General features: G+C 57.8%; 10 protein-coding genes and 2 tRNA genes. 9 read left to right on the forward strand and 3 right to left on the reverse strand.

All coding sequences use genetic code 11. The features are described from left to right. Positions 1-27: 27 nt before the first annotated feature. Together RYB66_RS25945 and RYB66_RS25950 are read right to left on the reverse strand one after the other, a co-directional pair. Positions 28-114 (reverse strand) — tRNA-Leu (locus tag RYB66_RS25945). Between the two features lie 160 nt (positions 115-274). Further along, positions 275-361, reverse strand: a tRNA-Leu gene (locus tag RYB66_RS25950). A gap of 225 nt (positions 362-586) precedes the next feature. On the opposite strand from RYB66_RS25950, the gene rnr reads away from it, so the two are divergent. The 8 genes from rnr to RYB66_RS25990 all read left to right on the forward strand — a co-directional run bounded on the left by rnr (position 587) and on the right by RYB66_RS25990 (position 10,219). Next, positions 587-3,220 (forward strand): ribonuclease R, encoded by a 2,634-nt coding sequence (rnr, locus tag RYB66_RS25955; RefSeq protein WP_057402890.1) that lies wholly within the window; start codon positions 587-589, stop codon positions 3,218-3,220. Continuing rightward, the gene (rlmB, locus tag RYB66_RS25960; protein ID WP_004666402.1) at positions 3,217-3,978 is read left to right on the forward strand and encodes a 23S rRNA (guanosine(2251)-2'-O)-methyltransferase RlmB; all 762 of its coding nucleotides are present in this window, start codon (positions 3,217-3,219) and stop codon (positions 3,976-3,978) included. Before rnr ends, rlmB begins: the two co-directional genes overlap by 4 nt. A 213-nt stretch (positions 3,979-4,191) precedes the next feature. Then, a complete protein-coding gene (gene rpsF / locus RYB66_RS25965; RefSeq protein WP_002551828.1) occupies positions 4,192-4,617 on the forward strand; it encodes a 30S ribosomal protein S6 in 426 nt (141 codons plus the stop codon). Positions 4,618-4,645: 28 nt separating this feature from the next. Then, complete coding sequence (gene rpsR, locus RYB66_RS25970) at positions 4,646-4,876, forward strand: 30S ribosomal protein S18 (RefSeq protein ID WP_002551829.1); 231 nt, start codon at positions 4,646-4,648, stop codon at positions 4,874-4,876. Positions 4,877-4,915: 39 nt separating this feature from the next. Next, the gene (locus tag RYB66_RS25975; RefSeq protein ID WP_004666401.1) at positions 4,916-5,812 is read left to right on the forward strand and encodes a hypothetical protein; all 897 of its coding nucleotides are present in this window, start codon (positions 4,916-4,918) and stop codon (positions 5,810-5,812) included. A 19-nt stretch (positions 5,813-5,831) separates the two neighbouring features. Next, positions 5,832-6,278 (forward strand): 50S ribosomal protein L9, encoded by a 447-nt coding sequence (rplI, locus tag RYB66_RS25980; RefSeq protein WP_002551831.1) that lies wholly within the window; start codon positions 5,832-5,834, stop codon positions 6,276-6,278. A gap of 123 nt (positions 6,279-6,401) precedes the next feature. Then, the gene (gene dnaB / locus RYB66_RS25985) at positions 6,402-7,796 is read left to right on the forward strand and encodes a replicative DNA helicase (RefSeq protein WP_002551832.1); all 1,395 of its coding nucleotides are present in this window, start codon (positions 6,402-6,404) and stop codon (positions 7,794-7,796) included. Positions 7,797-7,903: 107 nt separating this feature from the next. After that, positions 7,904-10,219 carry a YgiQ family radical SAM protein gene (locus RYB66_RS25990; protein ID WP_316895837.1) on the forward strand — a complete coding sequence of 772 codons (2,316 nt, stop codon included), beginning with the start codon at positions 7,904-7,906 and terminating at the stop codon, positions 10,217-10,219. Positions 10,220-10,270: 51 nt separating this feature from the next. On the opposite strand, the gene RYB66_RS25995 is transcribed toward RYB66_RS25990, so the two are convergent. Further along, positions 10,271-13,015 (reverse strand): MFS transporter, encoded by a 2,745-nt coding sequence (locus tag RYB66_RS25995; protein WP_316895839.1) that lies wholly within the window; start codon positions 13,013-13,015, stop codon positions 10,271-10,273. A gap of 273 nt (positions 13,016-13,288) precedes the next feature. Here RYB66_RS25995 and RYB66_RS26000 point away from each other — a divergent pair, with 273 nt between their 5' ends. Next, entirely contained in the window at positions 13,289-16,567 is a 3,279-nt protein-coding gene (locus RYB66_RS26000; protein ID WP_316895841.1) for a transglutaminase family protein, read from the forward strand. The last annotated feature ends 82 nt before the right edge of the window (positions 16,568-16,649 follow it).

The raw sequence follows: 16,649 nt of genomic DNA on the forward strand, positions 1-16,649 counted from the left end.
CGAGCCATTGGCTCGGTTTTTTTGAATTGGTGCCCAGAAGAAGACTCGAACTTCCACGACCTTGCGGTCACCAGCACCTGAAGCTGGCGTGTCTACCAATTTCACCATCTGGGCAGCATCAGCAGCGTCTCCGCCGTTGATGGGGCGCACTATACGGCGATCATTTTGCTCTGTAAACCCCTGTTTTGATTTAATAATCAAAACCCGAAAATGCAAAAACCCGCTTTCGCGGGTTTTTGTGAGGCGGGAGACTGTTGTAGTCTGTTGCCTGAATTGGTGCCCAGAAGAAGACTCGAACTTCCACGACCTTGCGGTCACCAGCACCTGAAGCTGGCGTGTCTACCAATTTCACCATCTGGGCAGTATCGGAAGGCATCAACCTGCCGATGGCGCGCACTATACGGAGCGCTTTTTAGGCTGTAAACCCCGGCGATGAAAAAAAGTCGAAAAAATTCGCGAGCGGTGTGTTTCGGGTCTTGCAGCGTGGTCGGGGAGGCTTTTTGTCGAGTGGTTTGAGCGTGAAATTTCCCGTTTCATGAGGTCTATGCCAAACTAACCCCTATATATACAAGGTGAAAACTATCTAATGGCCGATTGGCAGTCCCTCGATCCCGAGGCCGCTCGTGAAGCGGAAAAATACGAAAACCCTATTCCCAGCCGTGAGCTGATCTTGCAGCACCTTGCCGAGCGCGGTTCGCCGGCCAGTCGCGAGCAACTGGTCGAAGAATTCGGCCTGACCACCGAAGATCAATTCGAGGCCCTGCGCCGTCGCCTTCGCGCGATGGAGCGCGACGCCCAGTTGATCTATACCCGTCGTGGCACTTATGCACCGGTAGACAAGCTTGACCTTATTCTGGGTCGCATCTCCGGGCACCGTGACGGTTTCGGCTTTCTGGTGCCGGACGACGGTTCCGATGACCTATTCATGAGCCCGGCGCAGATGCGTCTGGTGTTCGACGGTGACCGGGCGCTGGCGCGTGTTTCCGGCCTTGACCGTCGCGGTCGTCGCGAAGGTGTTATTGTCGAAGTGATCTCGCGTGCTCACGAAACCATCGTTGGTCGTTACTTCGAAGAGAGCGGCATTGGTTTTGTTGTACCCGATAACCCGAAAATCCAGCAGGAAGTGCTGGTAACACCGGGCCGCAACAATAATGCGAAGATCGGCCAGTTCGTCGAGGTGAAAATCACCCACTGGCCAACGCCGCGCTTCCAGCCACAAGGTGATGTTGTCGAAGTGGTCGGCAACTACATGGCACCGGGCATGGAGATCGATGTTGCGTTACGCACTTACGATATTCCGCACGTGTGGCCTGAGGCTGTACTCAAGGAAGCTGCGAAGCTCAAGCCGGAAGTCGAAGAGAAGGACAAGGAACACCGCGTCGATCTGCGCCATCTGCCGTTCGTGACCATCGACGGCGAAGACGCTCGCGACTTCGATGATGCGGTTTATTGCGAAGCCAAGCCGGGCAAACTGCGCTTGTTCTCCGGTGGCTGGAAGCTCTACGTGGCCATTGCCGACGTATCGAGCTACGTGAAAATCGGCTCGGCGCTGGATGCTGAATCCCAGGTTCGCGGTAACTCGGTGTACTTCCCCGAGCGCGTCGTGCCCATGCTGCCTGAGCAATTGTCCAACGGCCTGTGCTCGCTGAACCCACACGTTGATCGTCTGGCCATGGTTTGCGAGATGACCATCTCCAAGACCGGCGAGATGACTGACTACGTATTCTACGAAGGCATCATCCACTCCCACGCTCGCCTGACCTACAACAAGGTCAGCACGATCCTGGAACAGCCGAAAACGGCTGAAGCCAAAAGCCTTCGCGGCGAATACGGCGACGTGGTTCCGCACCTCAAGCAGCTTTACGCCATGTACAAGGTGTTGCTGGGTGCGCGTCATGTGCGCGGTGCGATCGATTTCGAAACTCAGGAAACCCGGATCATCTTCGGTTCCGAGCGCAAGATTGCCGAAATTCGTCCGACCACTCGCAACGATGCTCACAAGCTGATCGAAGAGTGCATGCTGGCCGCCAACGTGGCCACCGCGCAGTTCTTGAAGAAGCACGAAATTCCCGCGTTGTACCGCGTCCATGATGGCCCGCCGCCAGAGCGTCTGGAAAAACTGCGTGCATTCCTGGGTGAGCTGGGTCTGACGCTGCACAAAGGCAAGGAAGGACCGACACCGAAGGATTATCAGGCGCTGCTTGAAACCGTTCGTGACCGCCCGGATTACCATCTGATTCAGACCGTCATGCTGCGTTCGTTGAGCCAGGCTGTTTACAGCTCGGACAACAACGGCCACTTTGGTCTCAATTATGAAGCGTATACGCACTTCACCTCGCCGATCCGTCGTTATCCGGATCTGCTGACGCACCGTGCTATTCGCAGCGTTATCCGCTCCAAGCAGGATACTCCACACGTACGTCGTGCCGGTGCTGCAACGATTCCGAAGGCGCGTATCTACCCGTACGACGACGCGCTGCTCGACCAGTTGGGCGAACAATGCTCGATGAGCGAGCGCCGTGCCGACGAGGCTACGCGCGACGTGGTCAACTGGCTCAAGTGCGAGTACATGAAAGATCGCGTGGGCGAGTCATTCCCGGGCGTGATCACGGCGGTAACCGGCTTTGGCCTGTTCGTCGAGCTGACTGACATCTACGTCGAAGGTCTGGTCCACGTCACGGCTCTGCCGGGTGACTACTACCATTTCGACCCCCTGCATCACCGCCTTGCCGGCGAGCGTACCGGACGTAATTTCCGTCTGGGCGACAGCGTCGAAGTGCGCGTCATGCGTGTTGATCTGGATGAGCGCAAGATCGACTTCGAAATTTCCGAAACCGCAGCGGCTGCAACGCCTGCTGGTCGCAAGCGTCGTGGTCATGACACTGCGCCGCCTGCCGCCACTACAACGACGGAAAAGGAAAAGGCGCCTGCCAAGTCCGGTCGCCGTAGCGCTTCTGCCAAGGAGAGCAGTACCGAAGCGTATCGCCCGAGCGATGCGGCGGCGAAAAACGCAGAAGTGCGTAAAAGCCGCGAGCTGAAAAAAGCCCTTCTGGCAGACGCGAAGGGTGGTAGCAAGGCGTCGTCGGGAAAGTCTGACAGGTCGGGCTCTGCTCCTTCGTCGAGCAAGCCGGCCAGTAAACACCGTAAAGGTCCGTCAAAATCGGGCTCCGCGCCAACCGCGAAAAGCGGTGGCGCTCGTAAACCCAAGGCCAAGTCATGAGTCAGCTGGAAAAAATCTACGGCGTTCACGCCGTAGAAGCGTTACTTCGTCATCACCCGAAACGCGTCAAGCACATCTGGCTGGCCGAGGGTCGTAACGACCCTCGCGTACAGACGCTGGTGGCGCTGGCAGGTGAGAATCGCGTGACCATCGGTCAGGCGGAACGCCGCGAAATGGATGCCTGGGTCGAAGGCGTGCATCAGGGTGTGGTTGCCGATGTGAGTCCGAGTCAGGTCTGGGGCGAGGCAATGCTCGACGAGCTACTCGACCGCAGCGAAGGTTCGCCGTTGCTGCTGGTGCTTGATGGTGTGACCGATCCGCACAACCTCGGCGCCTGTCTGCGTACCGCCGATGCGGCAGGTGCGCTGGCCGTGATCGTGCCCAAGGACAAGTCTGCGACCTTGACGCCAGCCGTGCGAAAAGTCGCCTGCGGTGCGGCCGAAGTCATCCCGCTGGTGGCTGTGACCAATCTGGCGCGCACGCTGGAAAAGCTTCAGCAGCGCGGCTTGTGGGTTGTCGGTACGGCAGGCGAGGCCGAGGTCGAGTTGTATCAACAGGATCTGACCGGCCCGACCATCATCATCATGGGCGCGGAAGGCAAGGGCATGCGTCGCCTGACCCGCGAGCACTGCGATTATCTGGTACGTCTGCCGATGGCGGGCAGTGTCAGCAGTCTCAACGTGTCGGTCGCGACCGGCGTGTGTCTGTTTGAAGCGCTGCGTCAGCGCAGTGTCAAGGCTGCCGGCAAAAAGGCCTGATTTCGGCGCCTGGCCAGAGTGAGCAGGTCGCGCCATGCGATCTGCTCATTAATTCACCAATTGCCTTGCGCCTCCCTCGACCCTTCTCTACAATTGCGCCCCTTGCTGTCACGGCAGGCGCGCATGTGCCTGTCCCTGAGCAAGACCAACAGTGTCATTCACTCCTTGTCTGACCGCTTTTGAGCGGCAGGCTACAACCCGTAAGGAGCATTCATGCGTCATTACGAAATTATCTTTTTGGTCCACCCGGATCAAAGCGAGCAAGTCGGCGGCATGGTAGAGCGTTACACCAAGCTGATCGAAGAAGACGGCGGCAAAATCCACCGTCTGGAAGATTGGGGCCGTCGTCAACTGGCTTACGCAATCAACAATGTTCACAAGGCTCACTACGTGATGCTGAACGTTGAGTGCACTGGCAAGGCTCTGGCCGAGCTGGAAGACAACTTCCGTTACAACGATGCTGTGATCCGTAACCTGGTCATCCGTCGCGACGAAGCCGTAACTGGCCAGTCCGAGATGCTCAAGGCTGAAGAGAACCGCAGTGAGCGCCGTGAGCGTCGTGACCGTCCTGAGCACTCCGACAGCGCCGATGGCGATGACGGCGACAACAGCGACGTTAGCGATAACGCTGACGAGTAATCCACGGACCTTTTGAGGAGCCAATTACATGGCACGTTTCTTCCGTCGTCGTAAATTCTGCCGCTTCACCGCTGAAGACGTCAAAGAGATCGATTACAAAGATCTCAACACTCTGAAAGCCTACGTATCCGAGACCGGCAAAATCGTTCCAAGCCGTATCACTGGTACCAAAGCACGTTATCAGCGTCAGCTGGCCACCGCTATCAAGCGTGCCCGCTTCCTGGCCCTGCTGGCCTACACCGACAGCCACGGCCGCTGAGACCAGGTAGTCGACAAAACGTAACAAAGGATAGAAAGCATGCGTGCCCTGGCTGAATTCATCATGCGCGGCCGTATGCAGGCCACTCTCGTAGTGGCTGGATGTGCGGCATTGCCGCTGTTGTTCTGGTTGAGTGCTGCCGCAGGGTGCCTTGTGCTTCTGCGACGCGGGTTCAGTGATGCCGTTGGTGTCCTGTCCTGGGCTCTGCTGCCGGCTTTGGTCTGGTGGTATTTCGGCGAACCTCGTACAGCCATGGTGCTGGCCGGTTCGCTGAGTTTGGCAATGGTTTTGCGTGCCAGCGAGTCCTGGGTCCGCGTGCTGCTGGTCAGCGTGGCGTTGGGCGTGGTGTATGCAGTAATTCTGGGCACGGTTTTTCGCGAACCTCTGGAAGCAATGTCGCAGGAGCTGCAAAAGCATCTGCCGACAATGCTGGCCGGGCTCTACGAGCAGTTGAACGTAGAAGAGCGAGCGCGTCTGGGAGCACTGATTGCACCCGTCCTGAATGGCCTGATAGCGGCTGTGCTGCAAATCGTCAGTGTGCTGTGCCTGATTCTTGGGCGGTACTGGCAAGCGATGTTGTACAACCCTGGTGGTTTCGGGCGTGAATTTCGCGCTGTGAAACTCCCGCTGGTGCCTGCGTTGGCGCTGTTGGTGTGCATGCTGGTGGGGCCGAATTTCGGTCCGCAGATAGCAATGCTTACACCGCTTTGCAGCGTACCGCTGGTGTTTGCGGGGCTGGCTCTGATCCACGGTCTGGTTGCTGAAAAGCGGCTTTCCCGGTTCTGGCTGGTAGGGATGTACATAACGCTGCTGGTGTTCATGCAACTGATCTATCCGTTGCTCGTGGTAATTGCCATTGTCGACAGCCTGATTGATTTTCGCGGTCGCCGGAGTTCGAAAGATTCCGGCAATGGTCCTGCGAACGGTGAAGGTTAAAAGTTAAGAGGATTTCCACATGCAACTGATCCTTCTGGAAAAAGTCGCCAACCTGGGCAACCTGGGCGACAAAGTAAACGTTAAGGCCGGCTACGGTCGTAACTACCTGCTGCCTTACGGCAAAGCAACCGCTGCAACCGCTGCCAACGTGGCTGCGTTTGAAGAGCGTCGTGCAGAGCTGGAAAAACTGGCTGCAGACAAGAAAGCATCTGCCGAAACTCGCGCTGCCCAACTGGCTGAGCTGGAAGTGACTATCACTGCCACCGCTGGTGACGAAGGCAAGCTGTTCGGTTCGATCGGTACGCACGACATCGCTGATGCACTGACCGCCTCCGGCGTTGAAGTTGCAAAAAGCGAAGTTCGTCTGCCGAACGGCACTATCCGCAACGTTGGCGAATACGACGTAGCCGTGCACCTGCACAGCGACGTAGAAGCGACCGTACGCGTTGTCGTAGTGGCTGCTTAAGCAATACGTAATCGTCTGGCGGCATTGCTGCCAGAGGATTAACATCGGGCACGATCCTGTTCACAGGTCGTGCCCTTTGTCTTTGTGCCATCCCCATTCTGCAAACCTCGAATTGAAGTGGCCATGAACGATATTTCCACCCCCGAGCAATACGATCTGCAAACCGCTGCCCTGAAGGTGCCGCCACATTCCATCGAGGCCGAACAGGCCGTGCTCGGTGGTTTGATGCTGGATAACAACGCCTGGGAGCGGGTGCTTGATCAAGTTTCCGATGGTGATTTCTATCGACATGACCACCGCCTGATTTTCCGCGCCATCGCTCGTTTGGCCGATCAGAACAGCCCGATTGACGTGGTCACCCTGGCTGAGCAACTGGACAAGGAAGGGCAGACCTCACAAGTAGGCGGCCTGGGCTACCTCAGTGAGCTGGCGAAAAACACGCCTTCTGTCGCCAACATCAAGGCCTACGCGCAGATTGTGCGGGCCCGTGCCACATTGCGGCAATTGATCGGCATCAGCACCGAAATCGCCGACAGTGCGTTCAACCCGGAAGGCCGCACCGCCGAAGAAATTCTTGACGAGGCTGAGCGGCAGATCTTCCAGATCGCCGAAGCGCGCCCCAAGACTGGTGGCCCGGTCAGTGTCAACGACCTGCTGACCAAGGCCATCGACCGTATCGATACCTTGTTCAACAGTGATAACGCCATTACCGGCCTGTCCACCGGGTATACCGACCTCGACGAAAAGACCAGCGGAATGCAGCCCGCCGACCTTATTATCGTTGCCGGACGTCCGTCGATGGGTAAAACCACGTTTGCCATGAACCTTGTCGAGAACGCGGTGCTGCGCAGTGACAAGGTGGTTCTGGTCTACTCGCTGGAGATGCCAGGTGAGTCGCTGATCATGCGTATGTTGTCGTCACTGGGGCGTATCGACCAGACCAAGGTGCGCGCGGGTCAGCTCGACGATGATGACTGGCCGCGGCTGACGTCTGCGGTCAATCTGCTCAATGATCGCAAGCTGTTCATCGACGATACGGCCGGTATCAGCCCGTCCGAAATGCGTGCGCGTACACGGCGGATCGTACGTGAGCACGGCGATATCGCCATGATCATGATCGACTATCTGCAATTGATGCAGATTCCCGGATCGAGCGGTGACAACCGGACCAACGAAATTTCCGAGATTTCGCGCTCGCTGAAAGCGCTGGCCAAGGAATTCAACTGCCCGGTCATTGCCCTGTCGCAGCTCAACCGCTCCCTGGAGCAGCGGCCGAACAAGCGTCCGATCAACTCCGACCTTCGGGAATCCGGAGCGATCGAGCAGGACGCCGACGTGATCATGTTCGTCTACCGGGACGAGGTGTATCACCCGGAAACCGAGCATAAAGGCATTGCCGAGATCATCATCGGCAAGCAGCGTAACGGGCCGATCGGCACCACGCGCCTCGCATTCATCGGCAAATACACGCGTTTCGAGAACCTGGCACCGGGCAGTTACAACTTCGACGACGATTGACCCGAGGTCAGGCCCATCAAATCCGACCACTGTCGTCGGGTTTGATCAAAAAATGTGCTATATTCCGCGCCCGCGATTTTTCCAACGTGCAAACGTAGGTCCTGAACATGCAAGCAGCCAAGCCGTTATTTGACTATCCCAAGTACTGGGCCGAATGTTTCGGACCAGCACCTTTCCTGCCCATGAGCCGGGAAGAGATGGATCTGCTTGGCTGGGATTCCTGCGACATCATCATCGTTACCGGTGATGCGTACGTCGATCACCCGTCTTTCGGCATGGCGATCATCGGCCGTCTGCTTGAGTCCCAGGGCTTTCGGGTCGGGATCATTGCGCAGCCAAACTGGCAGTCCAAAGACGATTTCATGAAGCTCGGCGAGCCGAACCTGTTCTTCGGTGTCGCTGCAGGCAACATGGACTCGATGATCAACCGCTATACCGCGGACAAGAAAATTCGCTCCGATGACGCTTATACCCCTGGCGGCATGGCCGGCAAGCGTCCGGATCGCGCAAGTCTGGTCTACAGCCAGCGCTGCAAGGAAGCTTACAAGCATGTGCCTATCGTGCTGGGCGGCATCGAAGCTTCCCTGCGTCGTATTGCCCACTATGACTATTGGCAGGACAAGGTTCGCAACTCGATCCTGATCGATGCCTGCGCCGACATCCTGCTGTACGGCAACGCCGAGCGTGCGATTGTCGAAGTCGCTCAGCGCCTGTCCTACGGCCACAAGATCGAAGACATCACCGATGTGCGCGGCACCGCGTTCATTCGTCGCGACACGCCGCAGGGCTGGTACGAAGTCGATTCCACGCGTATTGACCGTCCGGGCAAGGTCGACAAGATCATCAACCCGTACGTCAACACCCAGGACACGCAGGCCTGCGCCATCGAGCAGGAAAAAGGCAACGTCGAGGACCCCAACGAAGCCAAGGTGGTGCAGATTCTTGCCAGCCCACGCATGACCCGGGACAAGACGGTCATCCGCTTGCCATCGGTGGAAAAAGTCCGCAACGACGCCGTGCTGTATGCCCACGCCAACCGCGTCCTGCACCTTGAAACCAACCCGGGCAACGCCCGTGCGTTGGTGCAGAAGCATGGAGAGGTCGACGTCTGGTTCAACCCGCCGCCCATTCCGATGACCACTGAAGAAATGGACTACGTGTTTGGCATGCCTTACGCGCGCGTCCCGCACCCTGCGTACGGCAAGGAAAAGATCCCTGCGTACGACATGATCCGTTTCTCGGTAAATATCATGCGCGGCTGCTTCGGCGGCTGCACCTTCTGCTCTATCACCGAGCACGAAGGGCGGATCATTCAGAACCGCTCCGAAGAGTCGATCATTCGCGAAATCGAAGAGATCCGCGACAAGGTGCCGGGCTTTACGGGCGTGATTTCCGACCTGGGCGGGCCGACCGCGAACATGTACCGCATCGCCTGCAAAAGCCCGGAGATCGAATCGGCCTGCCGTAAGCCGTCCTGCGTGTTCCCTGGTATCTGCCCGAACCTGAACACCGATCACTCATCGCTGATTCAGCTGTATCGCAGCGCCCGCGCCCTGCCGGGCGTGAAGAAAATCCTGATCGCCTCTGGCCTGCGCTACGACCTGGCGGTCGAGTCGCCGGAGTATGTCAAAGAGCTGGTAACGCACCACGTGGGTGGTTACCTGAAGATCGCCCCGGAACACACCGAGGAAGGTCCGCTCAACCAGATGATGAAGCCGGGCATTGGCAGCTACGACAAGTTCAAGCGCATGTTCGAGAAGTACACCAAGGAAGCCGGCAAGGAGCAGTACCTGATTCCTTACTTCATCGCCGCACACCCCGGCACCACCGATGAAGACATGATGAACCTGGCGCTGTGGCTCAAGGGCAATGGCTTCCGCGCGGATCAGGTGCAGGCGTTCTACCCGTCGCCAATGGCCACTGCCACGGCCATGTACCACTCCGGCAAGAACCCTTTGCGCAAGGTCACCTACAAGAGCGACGCAGTCACGATTGTGAAGAGTGAAGCGCAGCGTCGTCTGCACAAGGCCTTCCTGCGCTATCACGACCCTAAAGGCTGGCCGATGTTGCGCGAGGCCCTTGAACGCATGGGCCGTGCCGATCTGATCGGGCCTGGCAAGGATCAACTGATCCCGTTGCATCAGCCGGCGACCGACAGCTATCAAAGTGCGCGCCGCAAGAACTCGACGCCAGCCGGCAGCCACAAGGTTGCCAAGAACACGAAGACTACGCTGATCCAGACCCAGCATACTGGCCTGCCACCGCGTGGCAGCGATGGCAGCAAGCCGTGGGACAAACGCGAAGAGGCCAAGGCCGCCGCAATGGCGCGCAACAAGCAGGCCGCCAAGGAGCGCATGGATGCAGCCAAGGGTGGCAAGGGCAAAGGCGGCAAGCCAGCCCGCAAGCCTGTAGTGCCTCGCTGATAGCTATGGGCCGCAGGTACGCTTGTACCTGCGGCTGGGCTGTTCTTCAGGTCAGGTAGCCTTTTGCTCTTCAGCTTGAGGCTCCTGCGTGCCCATACTGGCGATCAGTCTGCGACTGTAACCCTTACCTACGTTTATCGCCAAAAACTTCCAGGTGACGTGCTTCACGACGAATTGCGAGACGCCAGTCAATACTTTCCCCGTCACGTCAGGGGCTGGCCTGATATTGATCGAGGTGGTACCTCTAAGTGTAATGCGCGTTTTCATGAGCAATTTCGAAACATGAACTTTGCCAACTCGGGCTATCAGCTTTTTGCCTAAACGCGTGGCGATCTTTGCAGTACCTGCAAGCAGCTTTCCGGCGAAGCCACCGTACGGAATCATGTAGACCGTCAGCCCTAGTGCTCCTGCCCTCATGCGGTTTTTCTCTCCGGACAGGAGGCTTTTGAATTCGGGCCAGGGCGTCAGAGATATCAGGATATTGGTTATCTCTTCGATAGCCCCGGGCGCGCTTTTGTCCTTTTCTATTTTGGTAATGCCTTTGCATTGTGCATAAAGGTCATCTTCATTAACGTAGAACAACTGGCTGCAGACAGTGCTGGCGATGCTGGCACAGCGCGTTGAAAACGTGGTTATGGGCATATGCAGGGCTGTCTCAGTGTTCGACGGGCCGAATGGCTCGCCAACAATTTCTGCAATCATGGTGGCGGTCGCGCCATCACGCGGTTCATCGCCGCGCAGGTAGGCGTTTTGATCAAACGGCAATGTTCTTCCCTTATTGACAATCACCGGCGTCGGGATTGTGGATGTAATCGTCCAGAACTCGATCCCGGGTACACCATTCTCGATAAGCGCCTTCAGATCAGGGCGATAACGCACCCTCATCAACAGAGGGAAAACTTCGTAGAACCCTGTTTTGCCTTCGTAGACAGCCTCAATGATAAAACCGGCGCGGCCTCGCAGTGGTTCTCGATGCTTCTCGCTTTCTGCAACAGCCATCAGGTCTTGGGTCGGTAGTCTGAGCGAGTAGAGTGATACGGCACCATTTTCGATGGCCAGGCGATGCTTGAAAGGCAGTTGAGTCAGCAACTTTTTAATGATTGTCGCGTAAGCCTTGCGGGCATCAGCCAGATAAGCCTGAAACTCATGCTCGAATTGTTGATTGATGTCTGGCAGCGCCTTGTACAGCAACTGCATTTCACGGTTTATGGGAAGTAGGCCTTCCGTGCTGTCGCGCCCCGGCAGTCTCCAGTCATCAATGTTTTCACCGGCCATGTAGACCTCCAGCAACGACGACGAATCGTGTTTTATGCCGTAAGCGTTATAGGGCAGATTGGATGCTGAGAGGGTGCCTTTATGATCGCGATAGACAGGCGTATGGCTTTTCCGTAGCACCGCCAGCCTGGGGCGTAGATCAATGGGCGGGAATGGATAATCTTCCTGCTCAAGTATCTGTTGAATTGCAGGCGTCCTTCGCGCTTCTGTCATGGCGACGATGGCCATCGCCTTGCGTTCTGGCGCTGTGCGAACCAGTGCATTCACAGCTTCAAGTGATTCGGTTTCGGATTCTTCGAACGCGCTGACTGCCTGTGCTATCTCTTGTTCGGAATAAGGCAGGTTGCCCTGAATACGGATATAACCGTTGGCCTGCGCCCATGCCAGAAGGATGGGCAGGCGGGTTGTGAGGTAGGCTGCCTGTTGTTCTTCGGTGTCCATCTTTTTGTTGAAGATCACTGGCAGTTCGATCAGGTCGTCAAAGCTCATCCAGCGTGAAGAACCAAACTCGATGGCTTCCGCAAGGGTGACCCCATGCTGAAAATTGACCCACACTTCAGTACAACCATATGGCAGATCGTCGGGAACACCGTTGACCAGCCATTCAGGGCAGTTCTCCAGTGCCAGTATGAAGCGTGCGAGTATTGCTTCGTTGATCGACGCCGCCTTGCCCGTGTTGATCAGGTGGCTGTGCATATCGTTCAGGATGTCAGCGTGGCTACGCCCCAGGTTTTCTGTTCTGGAGAATGTGTAGCCAGCAATTTCTCCAGGCTTTCGATCCTCAGGTTGCTGAAGATCGCTGCTGATGGCATGCCATAAAATCCGGTCCATGAGTGTCATCAGGGACGCGGACGTTTCTCCCTCAGGCCGATCAAGTTGTGCCAGCAGCGTTTGTCCCAATGCCCTTGCCGGTCCGGATCTGAGAACCCGGGCCATAACCGTCACTGGGGAGTCCTGAACATGTGCCAGTGGACAGGAGGCAATGATTTCAGCACCCAGCTTGCTTAGCAGCGTGCCACCTTCGTTGCCCAAGTACTCGGTGCAGGCTCGTTTCAGGTCCTGCAGATTTTTCGGTGTCAGCATAGCCTTGATGTCGAACTGATCAATAAGCCCCAATTCCTGACTGGCGCGAAGTTCTGCCAGCGTATTGAGCAGGGTTTTGATTGCCGTTTTGTCAGGCGATGGTGGAAGCGACAACCCGTAGTTGTAGCTCAGCATCAATGCCAGGCTGACGCTGCCATCGCTGTCTATCTGAAACGGCAACTCCTGCTTTTCGGCTTGGAGCGGTGCAGGCAGAGCCGCTTTCTCAGCGCAGTATTCGCCGAATCCGGACGCTGGATCTGGCTTGATTCGAATGTCTTCAAGGCTGATAGGGGCATTGCTGCTCTGCATTACCGCAAGCAATGCTTTTCGTGTCGTCTCGTAGTCAGCACTTTCGGCCGGATCCATGAGGTCGATGTGAGCGTCGACAGCCGGGGTCGGTTCTGAAAGCGGTTGTTGCGCGGGATTTAGCTGTGTCATTACAAGTGCTCCGATAATGGTTAATCATTGGAGGACGATGTAATCAGGCATCAATCTGTCTGTGGCACTAAGTAAATATTGCGTGCGGGTCCAACCTTATTGCCCTGTGCGCCCCGTTTCCGTGCGACCCTTGCACCTTCAGTTCAGGCGAGCACAATTTTGGTGCTGCGCCTGATCGGGCGGGGAATGTCACTCTCGTTGGCGCACGACTTTGACCGGATGGCATAAGTCTTGCGCGGCTCAATTACCGTTCAGGCTCGCAGGAGGCACGCCGTGTCGATTCATATTGCCTTGCACCATGTCACGCACTATCGCTACGAACGCGCGGTCGAACTGGGTCCTCAGATCGTTCGCCTGCGCCCGGCCGCTCACAGCCGCACGCGCGTACTGTCGTATTCGCTGAAAGTCCTGCCCGAAAACCACTTCATCAACTGGCAGCAGGATCCTCAAGGTAATTACCTGGCGCGTCTGGTCTTCCCGGAAAAGACCAGGGAATTTCGCGTCGAGGTCGATCTGGTCGCCGAGATGGCGGTGTTCAATCCGTTCGATTTCTTTCTGGAGCCTTACGCCGAAAACATCCCCTTCAACTATGCCAGCGAAGAACAGCGCGAGCTGGCGCCGTACCTGGAAAAACTGCCGCTGACCCCAAGATTTCAGGCGTATCTGGACAGCATCAGTCGCGAGCCGATACCCGCCATCGACTTTCTGGTGGGCCTCAACCAGCGCCTGAGTCAGGACGTCGCTTACCTGATCCGTATGGAACCGGGTGTGCAGACCCCGGAATTCACCCTGGAAAACGCTTCAGGCTCTTGCCGTGACTCCGCGTGGCTGCTGGTGCAGCTGTTGCGCCATCTGGGTATGGCGGCGCGATTTGTATCGGGCTATCTCATCCAGCTCAAGGCCGATGTCGAGGCGCTGGACGGGCCGTCGGGCACTGATGTCGACTTCACAGACCTGCATGCCTGGTGCGAGGTCTATCTGCCGGGTGCTGGCTGGGTCGGTCTGGATGCTACTTCCGGCCTCTTTGCAGGCGAAGGGCATATTCCGCTGGCGTGCAGCCCGGAACCGTCTTCCGCAGCGCCGATCAGCGGTCTGGTCGAGCCGTGCGAAACCGATTTCAGCCACGAAATGTCGGTCGAGCGCATCTGGGAGGCCCCGCGGGTCACCAAGCCGTACACCGAAGAGCAATGGCAGGACATTCAGTCCCTCGGCCGACAGATCGACGCGGACCTGACGCGTGACGACGTGCGCCTGACCATGGGCGGCGAACCGACGTTCGTGTCCATCGATGATCGCGACGGTGCCGAATGGAACACGGCTGCGCTGGGGCCTCGCAAGCGCGAGCTGTCTGCCGAGCTGTTTCAGCGCATGCGCGCGCATTACGCGCCACTGGGGATCGTGCATTTTGGCCAGGGCAAATGGTATCCGGGCGAACAGTTGCCACGCTGGTCACTGAACTGTTTCTGGCGCAAGGATGGCAAACCGGTCTGGCGCAACAATGCGCTGATCGCCGATGAAACCCAGGATTACGGCGCTACCGGCGAGCTGGCCGGGCGCTTTCTGGCCAGCGTTGCCGAGCGTCTGAAACTACCGGCCCGTTTCGTTTTTCCGGCTTACGAAGACAATTTCTACTACCTGTGGCGCGAAGGCGCATTGCCAGTCAACGTGACTGCCGAAGACTCGCGGCTGGGTGATGAGCTGGAGCGCGCGCGTCTGCGCAAGGTCTTCGCTCAGGGGCTGGACAAGATGATTGGTCAGGTCCTGCCGTTGGCCCGTAATGCAGGCGGCGATAGCTGGCAGAGTGGCCGCTGGTACTTGCGTGACGAACACTGCCGTCTGGTGCCGGGTGATTCCGCGCTGGGCTATCGCCTGCCATTGGCCTCGCAACCCTGGGTCAAGGCGGCGGAGTATCCGTTCATTCATCCGACCGATCATAACCAGGACTTCCCCGAGCTTGCCGACAGCGACTCGCTGACCTCGGCGCTCAAGTCCACAGATATCGACGCCGAACGCTCACCGAAAATCGATGAGTCGGCCGACTGGCTGACTCGTACGGCGCTGTGTGCCGAAGCGCGCGACGGGCGTCTGTATCTGTTTATGCCGCCACTGCAAAAGCTTGAGGAATACCTTGAACTGGTGGCCGTGATCGAAGCGACCGCTGAAGAACTGCAATGCCCGATTCTGCTGGAAGGCTACGAGCCACCGAGCGATCCGCGTCTGTGTAACTTCCGCATTACCCCGGACCCTGGTGTGATCGAGGTCAACGTGCAGCCGTCCGCCAGTTGGGACGAGTTGGTCGAGCGCACCGAGTTTCTTTACGAGCAGGCGCGTCTCACACGTCTGACCACAGAGAAATTCATGATCGACGGCCGCCACACCGGCACAGGCGGCGGCAACCACTTCGTGCTGGGCGGTGCGACACCGGCGGATTCGCCGTTTTTGCGTCGTCCAGACCTGCTGCGCAGTCTGATCAGCTATTGGCACAACCATCCTTCGCTGTCGTATCTGTTTTCCGGCCTGTTCATCGGCCCGACGTCCCAGGCACCACGCATCGATGAGGCGCGCAACGACTCGCTTTATGAAATGGAAATCGCCTTCGCACAGATGCCGGAGCCTGGTGAGGATGTCGCGCCGTGGATAGTGGACCGCCTGTTGCGCAACCTGTTGATCGACGTCACCGGCAACACCCATCGAGCCGAATTCTGCATCGACAAACTGTACTCGCCCGATGGTGCGACCGGGCGTCTTGGCCTGCTGGAGCTGCGTGCCTTCGAGATGCCGCCGCATGCGCGCATGAGCCTGGCGCAGCAGTTACTGCTACGCGCACTGGTGGCGCGTTTCTGGCGTGAACCCTATGCACCGGCCAAGCTGGCACGCTGGGGCACGCAATTGCATGATCGCTTCATGCTGCCGCACTTCATCGAGCAGGATTTCGCCGATGTGGTCGCCGACCTCAACTCGGCAGGCTACCCGGTGCAGGCCGACTGGTTCTCTGCGCATTTGGAGTTTCGCTTTCCGAAAGTGGGTGATTACGCCGTCAATGGCATCGAGCTGGAGCTGCGGCAGGCGCTGGAGCCCTGGCACGTTCTGGGTGAAGAAGGCTCGGCCGGTGGCGCGGTGCGCTACGTCGATTCGTCGCTGGAGCGCTTGCAGGTGCATCTCAGCGGGCTACCACCGCAGCGCTACGTATTGACCTGCAACGGCGTCGCGGTGCCTTTGCAGCCCACTGGACGGGTTGGCGAGTTCGTCGCGGGTGTGCGTTATCGCGCCTGGCAACCGGCCAACTGCCTGCAACCGACCATCGGCGTGCATGCGCCACTGGTTTTTGATCTGCTCGACACCTGGATGCACCGCTCGCTGGGTGGCTGCGAGTATCATGTCGCCCATCCGGGCGGCCGTAACTACGAAACCTTGCCGGTCAACGCCAACGAAGCGGAAAGTCGTCGCCTTTCACGTTTCTTCCGCATCGGTCACACCCCGGGCAAACTGGACGTTCCGTCGCTAAACATTAACGACGAGCTGCCGATGACGCTGGATATGCGTCTGCATTAGAAAAACAGTGGCTCTGTGCGTCAGATGCACACGGACGTGACATCTGACTGCACTAATCTGAAGTCCTTACGTTGCCTGCCGA

The sequence above is a fragment of the Pseudomonas syringae group sp. 243L2 genome (assembly GCF_032587875.1).
In the GTDB taxonomy this organism is placed as follows: domain Bacteria; phylum Pseudomonadota; class Gammaproteobacteria; order Pseudomonadales; family Pseudomonadaceae; genus Aquipseudomonas; species Aquipseudomonas amygdali.

Coding starts and splice junctions, on each gene's coding strand:
- rnr (WP_057402890.1), top strand. CDS start 587: ATGGCCGATTGGCAGTCCCTCGATCCCGAGGCCGCTCGTGAAGCGGAA.
- rlmB (WP_004666402.1), top strand. CDS start 3,217: ATGAGTCAGCTGGAAAAAATCTACGGCGTTCACGCCGTAGAAGCGTTA.
- rpsF (WP_002551828.1), top strand. CDS start 4,192: ATGCGTCATTACGAAATTATCTTTTTGGTCCACCCGGATCAAAGCGAG.
- rpsR (WP_002551829.1), top strand. CDS start 4,646: ATGGCACGTTTCTTCCGTCGTCGTAAATTCTGCCGCTTCACCGCTGAA.
- RYB66_RS25975 (WP_004666401.1), top strand. CDS start 4,916: ATGCGTGCCCTGGCTGAATTCATCATGCGCGGCCGTATGCAGGCCACT.
- rplI (WP_002551831.1), top strand. CDS start 5,832: ATGCAACTGATCCTTCTGGAAAAAGTCGCCAACCTGGGCAACCTGGGC.
- dnaB (WP_002551832.1), top strand. CDS start 6,402: ATGAACGATATTTCCACCCCCGAGCAATACGATCTGCAAACCGCTGCC.
- RYB66_RS25990 (WP_316895837.1), top strand. CDS start 7,904: ATGCAAGCAGCCAAGCCGTTATTTGACTATCCCAAGTACTGGGCCGAA.
- RYB66_RS25995 (WP_316895839.1), bottom strand. CDS start 13,015: ATGACACAGCTAAATCCCGCGCAACAACCGCTTTCAGAACCGACCCCG.